Below are 15,383 nucleotides of genomic sequence, written 5' to 3'. Positions count from 1 at the left end.
ATCCATGGGGCCCCCGATTTGCTCGCGCAAACGACTGTCTCGGCGTTGGGCTCAACGTCGGTTTCGGAACATCTCTTGCTGGTCTTTAGGATCGATTCCGGGCAAACAGGTGGGCGACATGAAACGTAGTCTGATAGCCGCAGTACTCTGCTGGCTGGCGCTGGGCTGTGCAGTTGCAGCGCCCAACGGGGGCATTACAAGAGCTGTGACCAACGGCAATGACTCGGGCTCGGGTTCGCTGCGCGACGCCTTGATCAACGCCGGTGCCGGCGATCTGATTGTGTTCGAGGCGTCGGTGGCCCAGGTCAACGTGACCTCTGGTTCGCTACCGATCGAGGACAGCTTGGAAATTCGGGGCAACTCGCCCCAGACCAAAATCGTCCGTGTGCCGGGCTCGCCGGAGTTTCCGTTGATGACGGTGACCGGTCCATCCACCGTGACCTTGAATCGGCTCGATTTGCGCGGTGGTGAGTCCAGTGGCGTGACCGATGCTGCGACGGCGGTGCTCGCGAACAACCTCGGCTCAGGGAGCCTGCAGATCTTCAACAGCATCATTGCAGACAATGGCGCCAACGCCGGCTCGTCAGCCAGTGCCATTTTCGTTGGCAATGGGACTTTGCAGATGGAACGCACTCAGGTTCGGAACAACCTGAGCAAGACCCGCGGTGCGGTTCAAGTCCGGGGCCAGAATCTGTTCATCCGTTCGTCGCTGTTTTTCGCCAACCGTGTTGGCGACACGTCGGGCTTTCGGGATATTTGGTACGTCAACCTGGATGCTGGCGGAACCCGGGTTGTGAGTATGGAAAACACGACATTTCGCAGCGACTCAAATAGCGGCGGCTCAATCTGGATCGAGGAGGCCGTGAATGCCGTGACCAACATCTTTCTGACCCATTCGACATTTTCGCGTGAGCCGAATCGGTCGGGTATGGACTTTTTTACCCTAGGCAATAGCCTGGGGCAAAGCACATTGACGGTGGCCAATTGCATCTTTGAAGGCGGCGAGCCCACCGGAAACATTGCCAGAACCTCTCAGGGTGGCAATGCATTTTTCGGTTTGCGGCCGGCTTGGGCGCAGCCGAACGACATCGAAGGCTTGGCGTTTCTCGATGTGCCCGAGCAACTGTTTCTGCGTGATCTGGGTGGCAACGTGCCAGTGGCCATATTCCAAGACAACAGCCTGATGATTGACACCACCTCGCAATGTGCCGGCATGACGCAAGATGCGCGTGGTGTCACGCGACCCATCGATGGCAACAACGATCAGATCGCACTGTGCGATCCCGGTGCCTATGAGGCCGGGCCGAAACTGCTCGGCAACGGTTTCGAGTAGGTGCACCGGCGAAACCGGCGGAATGCCAGAGGTGGATGTCCTCGCCAGAAAAAGTGGAGCGATCCTAGTTGTCCCCGAGTCATGCGCGGCTGACGCACGGATCGGAGCAGTCAGACCACGACTGCGTTGCGATGAAGTCGATGAACAAGCTCTGGACCAGTGCGGCGTTGATGACACGAAGGCCAGGATCATTGCGGGGGCGCTGAGAGGTGAGTTTCTACCGCGATGGTTCCAGCTGGACGCTCGAGCAGGGCGCGCCTATACTTTTTCCTGGCTTTGCCCAGACAAGAGTAAACATGGACCGCCCATCGGGTGCGCCGCAGGACGCCGCCGGACTGTTCGGCAGCTTGTACGATGAGTTGAAGCGAATCGCGCATCGCCATCTGGCGTCCGGGGGCAATACCTTGGCCACGACGGCATTGGTGCACGAGGCATATCTCAAACTGGCCGAAGTGCGTGCCGTTGACGAGGCGCACCTGCTGAATCTTGCAAGCCGCGCGATGCGCCAGGTGCTGGTCGACATGGCGCGTGCGCGCGGTCGCGACAAGCGCGGCGCTGGGCTGCAATTAGTGACGCTCAATGATCAAGGAAGCGCGCAGACGCCAGACGATGGCCTTGATGTGCTCGCTTTGGAGCAAAGCCTGTCGCGGCTGGAACGTGCTGATCCGCGTCTGGCGCAGATCGTGCAATTGCATTTTTTCGGGGGCCTGAGTTTCCCTGAAATGAGCCGTGTGCTGGGTGTCACCGAACGCACCGTGTTTCGCGATTGGCGGACGGCGCGAGCGCTGATCCATGCCGACCTTGCCGAATCCGGCGGGGCGCCATGACAACCCCGACCACGGATACCGACCGACTGGTGCGGGCGCTGCAATTACTCGGTGAATGCCTGGAACTGCCCGCCGCCGAGCGCGATGCCTGGCTCACAGGCCAATGTGGCGAGGATGTTGCTCTGAAGGCCGAAGTGACGCGGCTGCTGATGGCCGATGCCGCGCTGGATGGTCCGCTGGATCGTCCGTTGCTTGAGCAAGTTCAGACCACTTCGATCACGCCAGACCCGCGCATCGGGGTTCAAGTGGGCCCATTTGTCCTGTGCGCCATGCTGGGGCGCGGTGGCATGGGCGCGGTGTATCGCGCCGAACGTAACGATGGCGCGTTCGACCAGGTGGTCGCGCTCAAGCTGCTGGGGAGTTCCTTTGGGGATGATCCGCTGGCGATGCGCCGATTTGCCCAAGAACGCAAATTTCTCGTTCGACTGCAGCATCCCAACATCGCCCGGTTCCTGGATGGTGGTGTGTTCGGCGAGGCTCAGCCTTGGTACGCGATGGAACTGGTCGACGGCGAGTCGTTGACCCATCACGTGACGCGCTTGAATCTTCCGCTACGCGCGCGGTTGATGCTGTTCATGCAAGTGTGTGACGCCGTTCAATATGCCCATCAGAACCTGGTGCTCCATCGCGACCTGAAGCCGGCGAATATCCTGGTCGATAAGACAGGACAAGTGAAACTGCTCGATTTTGGAATCGCCAAACATCTTGGTGACTTTGCGGACGCGCCGAGTACGGCAACCCATGCCGGCCAAAGGGCCTACACGCCCGACTACGCTGCGCCCGAGCAAATAGCCGGCGGATCGGTCAGTACCGCCACCGATTTGTATGCGCTGGGCGTGATTGCGTTCGAGTTGATGACCGGGAAACGGCCGTTTGCGCGCGATGAATTGCTGCGTGCCAGCGCGCTCGGCGAAGCCAGTCTCGCCGAGCTGCCGTCGAAGCGGTTGACGCGTGATGGCGCCGATTCGCGCACTGTCGCGGGTGTCCGCGGTGATCTCGACACGATTGTCCTGGCGTGCCTGCAACCGAATCCGGCGCGCCGGTACGCGTCGGCATCGGCGCTGAAGCGAGATATCGAACGGCATTTGGCCGGGCTGCCGATCGAAGCGCGCCCGGATTCGTTTGCGTATCGCTCCTCCAAATTCGTGCAGCGGCATCGATTCGCGGTGACCGCAGGCGTGTTGTTTGCGCTGGCGTTGATCACGGCAACGACGTTCAGCTGGATTCAGGCGCAGCGTGCCGAACAAGCGTCCGCGCGTGCGGCGGCGTCGGCGCTCACGGCACAGCGTGAACGGGATGCGGCGCTTGTTGAGATGCGGTTGCAGGAAGTGCTGCGCGAACACTTTGTCGCCGTACTCAATCGAGCGACGGAGCCCGGGACGCCGATTGATCCGGAGTCCCTGATGAACCTGGCAGCAGATCCGGGATTGTTGGGGTCGTTTGGAGACCCGAACATGCAAGCGGCCCTTCGCCTGAGCCTGATCGACCTTCTGGTTCATCGAGCAGAGTTTCCAAAGGCGCTGGAGATGCTGGACAGGCTAGAGCCGACGTTGCCGGAGGGCCCAGGCCGGATCAAGGCACTCGCGGCGGTCAATCGGGCGTTTTCGGCAATCCGGGTCGGCGAACTGGATGTAGCAGAAGCATCGTTGGCGCGCGCAGAGCAGAACATGACCGTTGAGCAGCGTGCTGGCGGCATGCTCGTCGCGCGCATCAGCATGATGCGGGGAATGCTTTTGCGTGCGAAGGGTGATGCGGCGTCGGCTTCGATCGCGTCTCGAGAAGCAGCAGCGCAAGCCATGACGGCGACTGACACCACCGCGCTCGAAAGAGGCTCGGTATTGGGTGCCGTTGCGACGGCAATGCTACTGGATGGAAATCTCGACGCTGCCATCGACTTCGCGGGTCAAGCCGAAGCGATCTGGTCAGAGTCGAATGTCAGCAAGAACTTCGCCATGCGAACAGTAGCAACCCAAAAGGCGAATGCATTATTCATTCGCGGCGACCTGCTGGCTGCCAAAGCAGCGCTCGACGCCATCAACGCGGATCAAACGATCCCCGAATCCGTGCCCGCACGCGCGGCGCGGGATTTGACCGAAGCCAAAGTGTTGGCGCTGCTGGCAAGGCCGGGCGAGGCAGAAGCAATGGTGGACTCGGCAGTGGCGCGCATGTGCAACAGTGTCGGCGAAACCAGTCCCGATTGCCTGCGCATGACTTTGGGCGGCATCGACACTCTGCGACTGAGTGGCAAGACCACAGAGGCCAAATCACGGCTCGATCGCATTCGGCCGGCCTTGGCAACACAGCCGGCGCTGATGACCAGTGCGAACGGCTTTGCGAGTTTTATCGCCTTGCGCGAAGCCCCGACCGAGGCCAACCTGAAGACGGTGCTTGACACCCTGCCAGCCATTGCCAGTGCCGGGTCCCTGCCTCGAAGAAACGTCGTGCGCGCGTTGTTGATGTTGGCTGAATCCATGCAGACCGCCGGTCAGCAGGACGCCGCGAACAGGCTCGCGGCTTCCGCCATCACCACAGCCGGTGACGCTATCGACGGCAACGCCATGGACGAAAGCCTGCTGGAGCTGTGGCAGGCACGACTGCAGCAACAGCCACCGCCGCCCCAAGCATTGGCGGCCTTGGCCAAGGCGATCGGCCCGGAACATCCACTCGTGTTGGCGCACCGGGGCTAGTAGGCGTTTCACGCGCGAACCGTCTCGGCTATGCGAGCCAAAGCAGGGGTGATCAACCTGGAGGCAATCACGAAATTGCCACCGGCCGTTGCGTGCACGTCGCAACGACGGGCTGCACGATCAAGACCAGGCACACCTTCAAAGCCCGGATTCCCAGTCATTCTCGAAACAAAAAGCCCTCCCTGATGTTCGGGGAGGGTTGGGAGGGGATTTGGCAGACACATTGCCCTTGTACCGTGCGCTTCAGCGCAAGGTACAAGGGAGGGGTTTAGGCCAGCACTGGTCATCGCGCGCAAGCGCGAACGACATGACCTGTCTGCCGCGCCGATCGGCGCAGCAGACAGGTCATGTCATGGTTCGACCCCAAATCGCGTATCCCCGGACATCACGCCCATCCAGGGCGATCAAGGTGTGCCGATGCGAATGATTGTTTCCCTGTTGCTGCTGTTCCCGTGGGCCTTGGGTGCGTTGGCCGCCGAGTCCGATCTCGACCTCACGTTCGGAACGTCTGGCAAGGTGACCTTGCCGTATGACGTTGCGGGTACGTTGACCGACCGAATCGTGAAAGTCCTCCGTTACCCGGACAACTTCGGCGGCAAGTACGTTGCTGTGGGTACGGCCAGCATTGCCGGGGGCGGCATTGGCATTGCGCTGGCGCGATTCAATTCCGATGGCTCGCTCGACACCACGTTCGGCATCAACGGCAAGGTGGTCAAGGATGCTTGCATGAGCGAGGTGACGCATGCGGCCTTCGACTCGAATTTTCGCATCGTCGTGGTGGGCACGACACCATGTTCCGGCAATGCGACGACCGATGTCGGGGTCATCCGTTTTACGGCAACTGGCGCCGACGACACCGCGTTTGCAGGTGATGGCGGTCTGGCCTTCAAGTACGACCCAACGTCGGATACGAATGACCGAGGTGGGGCGGTACTGGTGTTGTCCGATGACAGCCTTCTGGTCGGCGGCAACAAGAACTTTTCTGCGTGGATCCAGCGTGTGTCATCGACCGGTGTGGTCAGTGCCTTGCCGGCCGTCCAGACCAATTCCGGTGCAGTCATTCGGCGAATGATTGACGTACTGCCAGGCCAAGCCAACTCCAGCTTTTGGCTGTACGAAGAAGTGGACCAGACCTCCATTACACCGGGCGCGATCTGGAAGATCAACAACGCCACACTCGGCGACGACACCACTTTTGCGACGGATGGAGAAGTGCTGGTCACCGTGAGCGGCGGTTCAGGAAGCTGTGGCGCCGGTGCCGACCATGCGCTGTCGGCGCTGGTGCGGTTCGGTACGCGGATCTATGCGTTCGGCTATACCGAAGGGGCTTTTGGTGGCGAGACGTTTATGTGGGGCGCGGGTGAGAACGACAGTTCCAATCGCACCTATCGCTGCCTGGAGACCAACAGCAATCGCGTCAACATGACGACCCTGGCGGCATCACCGTCGAGTGACGCAGGGGGGTCGATTTATCTCGCAGGCTCTGCAGGCTCGCCTGAGAACTTCGCGTTGTTGCGGGTCGTCCACACCGATGCCGCATTGAGAAGCTTCACGCCCGACCTGACGTTCAATAACGGCCTGCCGGTGACCGTGAATTTCAGCGCAGGCTCGGGGCAGACGCCACAGAGCGATGCGTTCAGCCTCGTACGTCATGGCAACAAGTCGGTACTGGCAGGGCTGCGCGTGTTTAATCTTGCCAGCGGCGACTTCGATTTTGCGATGGCAAGATTTGGCACCGATCCGCCGGAAGTGTTCGCTAATGGATTCGAGTAGACGCTCATCTTGGGTTCTGTGTTGCCCGAAATGGGTTGACAATGTTCCAGCCCTCGCCAAACGGTGTGGTGCGCGCGTTGGCACCCTTCACGCTCAGTCTTGGTGCTCCGGATCGGACTCCGACCTTCACCGGTACCGATGTTCGATCCAATAGCACGACCCGGGCCGATCTCGCGGTGCTGTCTTTGCAGGGTTACGTGTTTCGGGAGGGTGGGGAGGCTCCTGGATCGACGTCCGCCCTAAGGCCACGGCCAGCTGGAGGCCCATGAACGCGGGCGGACGACGCTGATTGCCAATCATTCGGCTGGTAATAGCGGCCGCAATCGATAAAATCGGGGTCTTTCGTACTCGCAACAGGATCGGCCATGGCCAGATTGAAGAAGGGACCGTTCATCGTGCTGGGCGTGGTGGTCGCTGCAGCGGTCACCAATTGCCGTATGAATGGCGTTGCGGATGATGCCGCGGCGATGTTCGGGCAAGGTGGCAATGTCCGCTATGAAGCCGCGAAGGCCGGCTTCGACGGCACGCTTCATTTGGAAGACATCGCCGTGTGGCCGGATCTCAGTAGCGAGACAACCGAGGCCACAAGAGCCGGCAGTCTGACGATGAAAACGCCCGGCCTTGGCTGGCTGTTTGCGGGCGCCTTCAGCAACCTTGGCATTAGTACCGAAAACCGCGGGTTTCGGTTCCCGGATGAATGGCGTGGGACCAGCGGCAATGGTCGTCTGAGCGCGCCTGCGGGTTTGGAAACGTTGTCATTTCGTGCCGACGATGTCGTGCTGGATCGCGATGCGACGGCATTCTTCCTGCCATCCTGGCTTGGCGCTGCGAGCCTCTCGCCATTTGATGGCCTCGGCTGTACGCCCACGCAGACCTTTACCGCTGAGGATTTGACGGAACAGCTTGAGCTGCCGACAGCGCCCTATTCGATTCAGGTTGATGTGACAAACCCGATGGGTGCCGTCGCCGAAGTCAAAGCCGTATTCGCGCGCCCGGGCATCGCGACAACGACCTTCGTGGCGCGTTACGACATGGGCAGTACGTTTGATCCAGCGAATCTCGACTTTGACGCCGCGCGCCTCAAAGAGGCCACATGGACCATCAACGATGAAGGCTTCGTGGCGGCTCGAAATCGCGTTTGCGCCAATCTGATCGGCCTATCTGAAAAGCGTTTCCAGCAAATCCACATCGTCACGCTGCGCCGCCAGTTGCTGGCTGCAGGCCTGATCCCAGATCAAACGCTGGAAGACGCCTATGCGCACTATCTGAGCGCTGGCGGTACGTTGGTATTCCGCACGAACCCGAAGTCGGACTACAAACAACAGCTCGCAGACAGTACGGATCTCGTCGCGCGTTCCCAGTTGCTTGGCTATTCGCTGAAATCCAACGCGGATCCAATTGACTTCAACTTTTTTGCCGTCACCCCGAGTGAATGGAACGATGAGCTGCTGGCCAAGACAATCACCAACCTGATTCAGCAAGCAAAGTCGCTCGACAACGGCAGTCTGGTGCTTGTTGACGATTCCAGCACGGCATGGATGGAAAATCTGCTGTTGATGGAATCGTCCACTGCCATCGTTGATTCTGACGCGCTGCCATTTGTGGAAGGCGAGGCAGTGGATACCGGCGACGACGACAGCGATGTGTTGGTGGAGAAGGTGCCGGTCGAGTCGCTGCCGAAAGCCATTGGTCAGAAAGTCATTGTCACGACCGTGTTTGGCAGTCGCCGCGAGGGCATCCTGAAATCCGCCAACAGCGCCGGTGCAACGGTTTATACCGATCTGCGAGGGCAGATGGCCGATGTGAATATTCCGAAGTCTGAAATCCAGTCCGTGGAAGTGCACTGGAACTCGGTGCAGACGAAGTAGGTCGATTCTGCGGCACAGCGCCCGGGCCTTGGTATTCCCGGAATTCGGATTCGGTGCGGATCTGAGCGTCCAGGATGGACGTATCCGGACCCTGCCTAAAACTGGTTGATTGGCAGTTTCAGATAGCTGACGCCGTTGCGCTCTGGTTCGGGCAACGCGCCGGCACGGATGTTGATTTGCACCGAGGGCAGGATCAGCGCGGGCATGTCGAGCGTCGCGTCCCGGGCCTCTCGAACCTTCACGAACTCGGCCTCCGTCACCCCGTCGCGCACGTGGATATTGCCCGCGCGTTGTGCTGCGATCGTCGTCTGGCATTGAAACGGGCGTCCGTCGGGACCGTAGTCGTGACACACAAACACGCGCGTGTCGGCAGGCAAGGCATAAAGCCGTTGAATGGACTGATAGAGGCGCGCGGCGCTGCCACCGGGGAAGTCACAACGCGCCGTGCCACCATCGGGCATGAACAGGCTGTCGCCGACGAACAAGGCGTCGTCAACCAGATAGCTGACGCTGTCATTGGTGTGGCCTGGGGTTGGTATCACGGTAACAGGCAAGGTACCGACCTGAAACTGCTCATGGTCTTGAAACAGATGATCAAACTGCGACCCGTCCACGGGGAAATGCTCGCCCAGATTGAAGATCTTCTGAAAGGTCTTCTGCACGGTCCGAATGCCCGTGCCGATGGCCAGTTTTGCCCCGGGCAGCTGGTGCTTGAGCCAATGGCCGCCGCTCAGGTGATCAGCATGCGCATGCGTTTCCAGGATCCACGCCACCTGAGCACCCGTGTCGCGCACGGCGCCAAGCACCGCCTCGGCACTGTGCGTGCTCGTGCGACCCGACTTGGCGTCGAAGTCCAATACCGGGTCCACAATCATGGCCTGGTTCGATTCTGGATCGCGGACCAGATACGTCCAGGTCCAGCTGTCGGCATGAAAGAATGGCGTCACGATTGGTGGCATGAGTAGTCTCGAAGTGGCGGATTGCTGATGGCACCGCCGATTTTGAAGCACCGAGTCTGAACAAGTTCAGAGTGTCCCAAACCAGCGCTATGCATGGGTCTCTGCTGATGGCTCGTGACGGCTCAGCAAAGCAAAGTAAAGCAGCGGGATCACGACGAGTGTCAGCACCGTTGACACCATGATGCCAAAAATCAAGCTGATTGCGAGACCGTTGAAGATCGGGTCGTCGAGGATGAAGAATGCGCCACCCATCGCCGCAATAGCCGTCAGTGCGATCGGCTGTGCGCGCACGGCGCACGCTTCGATTACAGCGTCGGCCAATGCCATGCCTTGGGCGCGGGCATGATTGATGAAGTCGACCAACAGGATCGAGTTCCGCACAATGATGCCCGCGAGTGCAATCATGCCGATCATCGACGTGGCAGTGAATTGCGAGCCGAGCAGGGCATGACCGGGCATCACGCCGATTGCCGTCAGTGGGATCGGTGCCATGATGACGAGCGGCACCAGATAGCTCCGAAACTGCGCGACAACGAGCAGATAGATCAGCAGTAGACCAGCGGAATAGGCGAGGCCCATATCGCGAAAAGTTTCGAACGTGATCTGCCATTCGCCGTCCCATTTGATCGCGAAGCGCGACGTATCGGCTGGCTGCTGAAAGAAGTATTGGTCGACACTGACGCCTGCAAGCGGCGATTCGCGAAGCTGCGATACGACCTCGAACATGCCGTACAGCGGTGAGTCGAGGCTTCCAGCCTCATCGCCCGTGACGTAGACGACTGGTGCCAAGTCCTTGTGATACAGCGTTTGCTCCCACGTTCGTTGTTCGACGCGCACCATTTCTGACATGGGTACGAGGCGACCATCATTGGCACGCAGACGAATCGCCAGAAGTTGCGACAGGTTTGCTTGCTCGCCCGCAGGCAGGCGGAGCCGAATCGGTACCGGATACTTCGACGCACCATCACGCAAATAGGTGGCATCGCTACCCGAAACGGCCAGCGCGAGTGCCTCGGCAATCTGCGCTTGCGAAATGCCCAAACGTGCCGCGCGTTCGCGATCAACGACGACGAGCTCTCGTGGACTGTCGGCTTCCATGCTGGTGTCGATGTCGACGATGCCGTCCGTGCCGGCGAAGCGCGCCTGCAGGGCCTTGGCGATTTCGCGCGCCTTGACCGCATCCGGGCCGTATACTTCGGCCACCAATGGCGCCATCACCGGTGGACCCGGCGGAACTTCCGTGACTTTGACCGAGGCGCCGTACTCCTTGCCGATGTCGGCCAGGGCAGGGCGCACGCTGAGCGCAATCTCGTGACTCTTCCGATCACGGTGATGCTTGTCGACGAGGTTTACTTGCAGATCGCCCACGTTGGCGCTACTGCGCAAGTAGTACTGGCGGACCAGGCCGTTGAAGTTGACCGGCGCGGCGGTGCCGGCATAGCCTTGCACATTGACGACCTCTGGCACCGCAACCAACTCTTGCGCCAGTTCAATCAGCAAGGCATTTGTGCGCTCGACCGGCGTGCCTTCAGGCAGGTCGACGACTACTTGAAACTCAGACTTGTTGTCGAACGGCAACATCTTCAACACGACAAGTTGGAATACCGCCAGCAGCGCGGCGAACAGCACGGCGCCCGCCATGCCGGCAAACAGCATCAAACGGCGACGGGCACCCCGTTCGACATCGAGGAAGGGCGTGAGCACGCGCTTGAACAGGCGCGAGAGACGATGGGCCAAGGCGCCGCCTGAGGTGTGTCCGTGAGTATCCGAGTGGTTGTGATGACGGGACAGCAGTTTGTAGGCGAGCCAGGGTGTGACGGTCAGCGCGATGATCAGGGACAGCAGCATGCCGGCCGACGCGTTGATTGGAATCGGACGCATGTAAGGCCCCATCAGACCTGACACAAATGCCATCGGCAGCAGCGCGGCGATGACGGTGAACGTTGCCAGAATCGTCGGCGCGCCGACTTCGTCCACCGCTGGCGGAATCGCTTCGAGGAGCTTCTTCGCGCCAAGCGTCATGTGGCGATGGATGTTTTCAACGATGACGATTGCATCGTCAACCAGAATGCCGATCGAAAAGATCAACGCAAATAGCGACACACGATTGATCGTGAAACCCATCGCCCAACTCGCGAACAGGGTCAGCGCCAAGGTCAACACGACTGCGGTGCCAACGACGATCGCCTCGCGCCAGCCGAGCGCGAACAGCACGAGCAGCACGACCGACATTGTTGCGAAGATCAGCTTCTGAATCAGCTTGGTGGCCTTGTCATCTGCTGTCTGGCCGTAGTCGCGGGTGGTCGTGATCTTGATGCCTTCCGGTACGTGGGTACGCTTCAGGCTTTCCAGGCGATCCAGAATTGCGCTCGTGATGTCCGCGGCATTGGCGCCTGGTTTCTTGGCGATCGCAATGGTGACTGCGGGCGCCAACGCGAGCGTGCCGGTCGTATGGCCAGACGCTGCGGTCCATACATACTGATCCGGCAGGTCGGCACCGCGATGAATGTGCGCGACGTCGGCCAGCAACAAGGGGCGACCATCGCTGAGTCCCACGATCAGGTCTGCAACTTCGTCGGCATCGGCGAGCCAGGTGCCGGCAGTCAGCGGCACCGTCTTGCTCGCGGCGACGCGCTCACCGGCCTGCTGCACGACGTTCGCCTGCGCGAGCGCGTCCGCGAGGTCAGAGGGCGTCATGCCATAGGCGGCGAGTCGGGTTGCATCCAACTCGACAACGACCGCGCGGTCCGGTGCGCCGATCGTGTACACATCGCGGGTGCCGGGCACGCGCTTCAGCTCGGTTTCGAGCGTGTGGGCGACCTCGGCCAACTCGGTAGCGCCACGGTGATCGTCACTCGATAACGTCAGACTCATCACCGGCACATCGTCGATACCCATTGGACGCACGAGCGGTTGGCCGACGCCGAGGCCGCGTGGCGCCCAATCCTGGTTCGAGTAGACCTGGTTGTAGAGGCGCACCAGCGCATCCTGACGGGGGACGCCGACCTGAAACTCGACCGTCAGTACCGCCATGCCCGGCCGCGACACCGAGTACACATGCTTCACGCCTTCGACTTCAGACAACACCTGTTCCAGCGGATACGCCACCAAATTCTCGACATCCGCCGCTGGGGCGCCGGCAAACGGCACCATGATGTTTGCCATGGTGACGTCGATCTGCGGTTCCTCCTCGCGTGGCGTGATCATGACGGCGACCAGGCCGAGCAAAAAGCCCGCAATCGCGAGCACCGGCGTCAACGGGTTCGCGACAAACGTGCGGGCCAGTCGGCCCGAGATGCCCAACGACTGAGCGTCGTGACTCACTGGGTTGCCTCCTTCTGGCCGGCGAGCAGGGCGAGGGCTGCAAGCGGGTCGGCAGCGATCTGTTCGCCTTCATTTAGACCCGCAAGGACTTCCGCCTGATCACCAAAGCGATGGCCCAATCGGACCTGCCGCAGCGCGACCCGTTGTTTTGCATCGATCGCGTAAACAGCGGTCACTTCGCTGCGTTGCACGAGTGCGTTGACAGGAATCAGCAATCGATCAGTCTGACCAATGGCAAATGCGGTCTTGACTGTCATTCCCGGTTGCAGGCCCGTTTCGACTTCGGGCAACTCCAAGCGAATCTTGAAGCTGTGGGTCCTTGCATCGGCATACGGAAATACGATCACTGCCTTGGCATCAATCCGACGGCCGTCATCGAGCAAGATCGCTGCCTTCTTCTGGTCGCGGATCGCGCTCAGGTCGCCCTGTGGTACTTCCACTTCGACCCGAAGTTGCGCGAGCGATAGCCCTGACACCAAGGGTTGGCCTGGCCGCACCGTCTCGCCGACCTGCACGTGCCGCTCGGTCAGAATGCCGCTGTAGGGTGCGCGCACCACCGTGTAGTCGACCTGCTCACCGGCTTGGCGAACGGCGGCGCGAGCGGCTTCAAGCGCGGCCTTGGCAGCATCGTTTCGGGCGACCGCCTGATCGTAAACGGCCTGCGCCACGAGCTTTTTCTCGATCATTTCCTTGGCACGGTCGAATGCCAGCTTCGCCTCGCGGGCAGCTGCTTCGGCCGCGCGCAGGGACGCATCGGCCTGACGGCGACCGCTTTGCTGCTCGATATCGGTAAAGCGCACGATGACATCGCCGACCTTGACGTAGTCGTTGACATCGAACGGCAATTCCGTGACCCGGCCGCCCGTTTGGGCCGACAAGGTGGCCTTGTTGACGGCTTCCACCACGCCGTCCCACAGGCGCTCTTCGGTCGCCGACTGCTTGCCGACCGTCAGCGTGCTGAGGCCGGTAGCGGCGGGCGTGGCAGGCGTCGCAGACTCGCCACCACAGGCGGCGAGGCTGATCAGAACGGGCAACGTGGCAAGGCGAATTAGGCGCATGATGGGCTCATTGAAAGGCGTTGCCGGTGGGCAGGCCGAGCTTTTTGAAAATGATCGCGGCTGGGCAAAAGCCGGTGAAGGCCGTCTGCAGCAGATTGAGGCCGACGAAGGCTGTCAAGTAGAGCCACAACGGTGACACAAAATGCGCCAGCAACACGCTGACCAAAGTCAAAGTGCCGGCAAATGCCATGACTGCTTTATCGACGTTCATAACGTTCTCCTGTTTGAGAGTGTGAGTCGGGGACTACTTCAAGCGCTCAATGCCAAGGGCCTTGAGCACATATTTCTCGTAAATCGGTTCGGTATTGCCGGAACGCATCTTGGCCAGGAAGTACTTCTCGAAAGCGACCTTCGCGAGATGCACCCACTTGCCGACCTTGGCCCAGGTCACATTGCGCGGCGGGATTTGCGGCAAGGCCACGAACGCGGCGCCAGTGTCGCCCATATCCGCCAGACAGATCGCGTTCCAGGTGGCTTTCGCGTGCGCTTCCCGGCCTGCCATGTCGGCCTTAATGTTCTCGACAATGGCGGTGACCATCGACTCGATCATGAACCCGGTCTTCGGTGCGCCTGTCGGGACCGTCGTCTGTTCGACCGGCGGAATGGCGACACAAACGCCCGCGGAATAGATGTTCTGGAATTTGGGATTCCGCTGTTGCGCATCGATCAGCACGAAGCCGCGCGGATTGCATAGCTCTTTGACTTGTCGGACTGCATCGACGCCCGTGAACGGCGGCATGATCATTGCGAACTTGAATGGCACGGCATGTTCTTTCAGTGGTTTGCCGTGATCGTCTAATTCTTGAGCCTTGACCTCAGTCGCGGTGACTTCGGTGATCTTCGCATTGGTCACCCACTTGATATGACGCTGACGGAGTTCGGACTCCAACAGGCCTTTGGAATCGCCGACCCCGCCAAGGCCCATGTGACCGACATAGGGCTCGCTGGTGACGTACGTCATCGGCACGCGGTCGCGTATCTTGCGCTTGCGCAGATCGGCGTCGAGGATCATCGCGAATTCATACGCAGGACCAAAGCAACTGACGCCTGGCGCGGCGCCAACGACGATTGGCCCGGGATTCTTGATGAATTCCTGATAGGCATTCCAGGCGCTGTGCGCGTGTTCGGTCGTGCAGATGGAATGGGTGAATGCCTTCGGACCGAGGCCGGGGATTTCGTCAAAGGCCAGCCTTGGTCCGGTACAGATGATCAAGTAGTCGTAATCAAGCTTCCGGCCATCACGAAGTTCCAGCTGGTTCGATTCCGGCAGCACGCGCTCAGCGCCGACGCCTTCGAAGTTGATCGCCTTCTTTGCCAGGTAGGTGGGCGCCTCGACCTGAATGTCCTCCGGCTTCCGCCAGCCGACCGCCACCCAAGGGTTCGATGGGGTGAACTGAAACTTGCTGCCTTCGCCGACCACCGTGATGGCCGCTTTGTCTTTGGTAATGGCAGCGCGGAGCTCATAGGCCACGCTCATGCCGCCGATGCCCGCTCCAAGAACCACGATCCGTTTCATCTGAGGCGCCCTCCGCGCTACGGTTTAAATCCTGTATT

The 15,383-nt window shown here is 60.5% G+C and carries 10 protein-coding genes; 5 read left to right on the top strand and 5 right to left on the bottom strand.

Going from position 1 to position 15,383, the window contains the following annotated elements; translation table 11 throughout:
* Positions 1 to 118 precede the first annotated feature (118 nt).
* From C7S18_RS12480 to C7S18_RS12460, 5 genes are all read left to right on the top strand, one after another.
* The gene (locus tag C7S18_RS12480; RefSeq protein WP_146151902.1) at positions 119 to 1,333 is read left to right on the top strand and encodes a choice-of-anchor Q domain-containing protein; all 1,215 of its coding nucleotides are present in this window, start codon (positions 119 to 121) and stop codon (positions 1,331 to 1,333) included.
* A gap of 296 nt (positions 1,334 to 1,629) precedes the next feature.
* Positions 1,630 to 2,160, top strand: coding sequence for an ECF-type sigma factor (locus tag C7S18_RS12475; protein ID WP_106891883.1), 531 nt, complete (start codon positions 1,630 to 1,632; stop codon positions 2,158 to 2,160).
* Positions 2,157 to 4,847 (top strand): serine/threonine-protein kinase, encoded by a 2,691-nt coding sequence (locus C7S18_RS12470; RefSeq protein WP_106891882.1) that lies wholly within the window; start codon positions 2,157 to 2,159, stop codon positions 4,845 to 4,847. The genes C7S18_RS12475 and C7S18_RS12470 overlap by 4 nt, the downstream gene beginning before the upstream one ends.
* A gap of 417 nt (positions 4,848 to 5,264) precedes the next feature.
* A complete protein-coding gene (locus tag C7S18_RS12465) occupies positions 5,265 to 6,620 on the top strand; it encodes an NHL repeat-containing protein (RefSeq protein ID WP_106891881.1) in 1,356 nt (451 codons plus the stop codon).
* 365 nt (positions 6,621 to 6,985) lie between these two features.
* Positions 6,986 to 8,488 carry a hypothetical protein gene (locus C7S18_RS12460; protein ID WP_106891880.1) on the top strand — a complete coding sequence of 501 codons (1,503 nt, stop codon included), beginning with the start codon at positions 6,986 to 6,988 and terminating at the stop codon, positions 8,486 to 8,488.
* Positions 8,489 to 8,583: 95 nt separating this feature from the next.
* Here C7S18_RS12460 and C7S18_RS12455 read toward each other — a convergent pair whose 3' ends face one another.
* The 5 genes from C7S18_RS12455 to C7S18_RS12435 form a co-directional block, all read right to left on the bottom strand.
* Positions 8,584 to 9,447 carry an MBL fold metallo-hydrolase gene (locus C7S18_RS12455; RefSeq protein ID WP_106891879.1) on the bottom strand — a complete coding sequence of 288 codons (864 nt, stop codon included), beginning with the start codon at positions 9,445 to 9,447 and terminating at the stop codon, positions 8,584 to 8,586.
* An 87-nt stretch (positions 9,448 to 9,534) separates the two neighbouring features.
* Entirely contained in the window at positions 9,535 to 12,771 is a 3,237-nt protein-coding gene (locus C7S18_RS12450; RefSeq protein ID WP_240623890.1) for an efflux RND transporter permease subunit, read from the bottom strand.
* Complete coding sequence (locus C7S18_RS12445) at positions 12,768 to 13,829, bottom strand: efflux RND transporter periplasmic adaptor subunit (protein WP_106891878.1); 1,062 nt, start codon at positions 13,827 to 13,829, stop codon at positions 12,768 to 12,770. The genes C7S18_RS12450 and C7S18_RS12445 overlap by 4 nt, the downstream gene beginning before the upstream one ends.
* Positions 13,830 to 13,836: 7 nt before the next feature.
* A complete protein-coding gene (locus C7S18_RS12440; RefSeq protein ID WP_106891877.1) occupies positions 13,837 to 14,040 on the bottom strand; it encodes a YgaP family membrane protein in 204 nt (67 codons plus the stop codon).
* A gap of 33 nt (positions 14,041 to 14,073) precedes the next feature.
* The gene (locus C7S18_RS12435) at positions 14,074 to 15,345 is read right to left on the bottom strand and encodes an NAD(P)/FAD-dependent oxidoreductase (protein ID WP_106891876.1); all 1,272 of its coding nucleotides are present in this window, start codon (positions 15,343 to 15,345) and stop codon (positions 14,074 to 14,076) included.
* Positions 15,346 to 15,383: the final 38 nt, after the last annotated feature.

Origin of the sequence: Ahniella affigens, from assembly GCF_003015185.1 — a bacterium.
Classification (GTDB): domain Bacteria; phylum Pseudomonadota; class Gammaproteobacteria; order Xanthomonadales; family Ahniellaceae; genus Ahniella; species Ahniella affigens.
Note: the sequence above shows the minus strand (reverse complement) of the source record. Positions and strands in the feature narration are given on the sequence as shown.

Excerpts from the sequence above, each read along its gene's own strand:
- C7S18_RS12480 (WP_146151902.1), top strand. The coding sequence starts at position 119 with ATGAAACGTAGTCTGATAGCCGCAGTACTCTGCTGGCTGGCGCTGGGC.
- C7S18_RS12475 (WP_106891883.1), top strand. The coding sequence starts at position 1,630 with ATGGACCGCCCATCGGGTGCGCCGCAGGACGCCGCCGGACTGTTCGGC.
- C7S18_RS12470 (WP_106891882.1), top strand. The coding sequence starts at position 2,157 with ATGACAACCCCGACCACGGATACCGACCGACTGGTGCGGGCGCTGCAA.
- C7S18_RS12465 (WP_106891881.1), top strand. The coding sequence starts at position 5,265 with ATGCGAATGATTGTTTCCCTGTTGCTGCTGTTCCCGTGGGCCTTGGGT.
- C7S18_RS12460 (WP_106891880.1), top strand. The coding sequence starts at position 6,986 with ATGGCCAGATTGAAGAAGGGACCGTTCATCGTGCTGGGCGTGGTGGTC.
- C7S18_RS12455 (WP_106891879.1), bottom strand. The coding sequence starts at position 9,447 with ATGCCACCAATCGTGACGCCATTCTTTCATGCCGACAGCTGGACCTGG.
- C7S18_RS12445 (WP_106891878.1), bottom strand. The coding sequence starts at position 13,829 with ATGCGCCTAATTCGCCTTGCCACGTTGCCCGTTCTGATCAGCCTCGCC.
- C7S18_RS12440 (WP_106891877.1), bottom strand. The coding sequence starts at position 14,040 with ATGAACGTCGATAAAGCAGTCATGGCATTTGCCGGCACTTTGACTTTG.
- C7S18_RS12435 (WP_106891876.1), bottom strand. The coding sequence starts at position 15,345 with ATGAAACGGATCGTGGTTCTTGGAGCGGGCATCGGCGGCATGAGCGTG.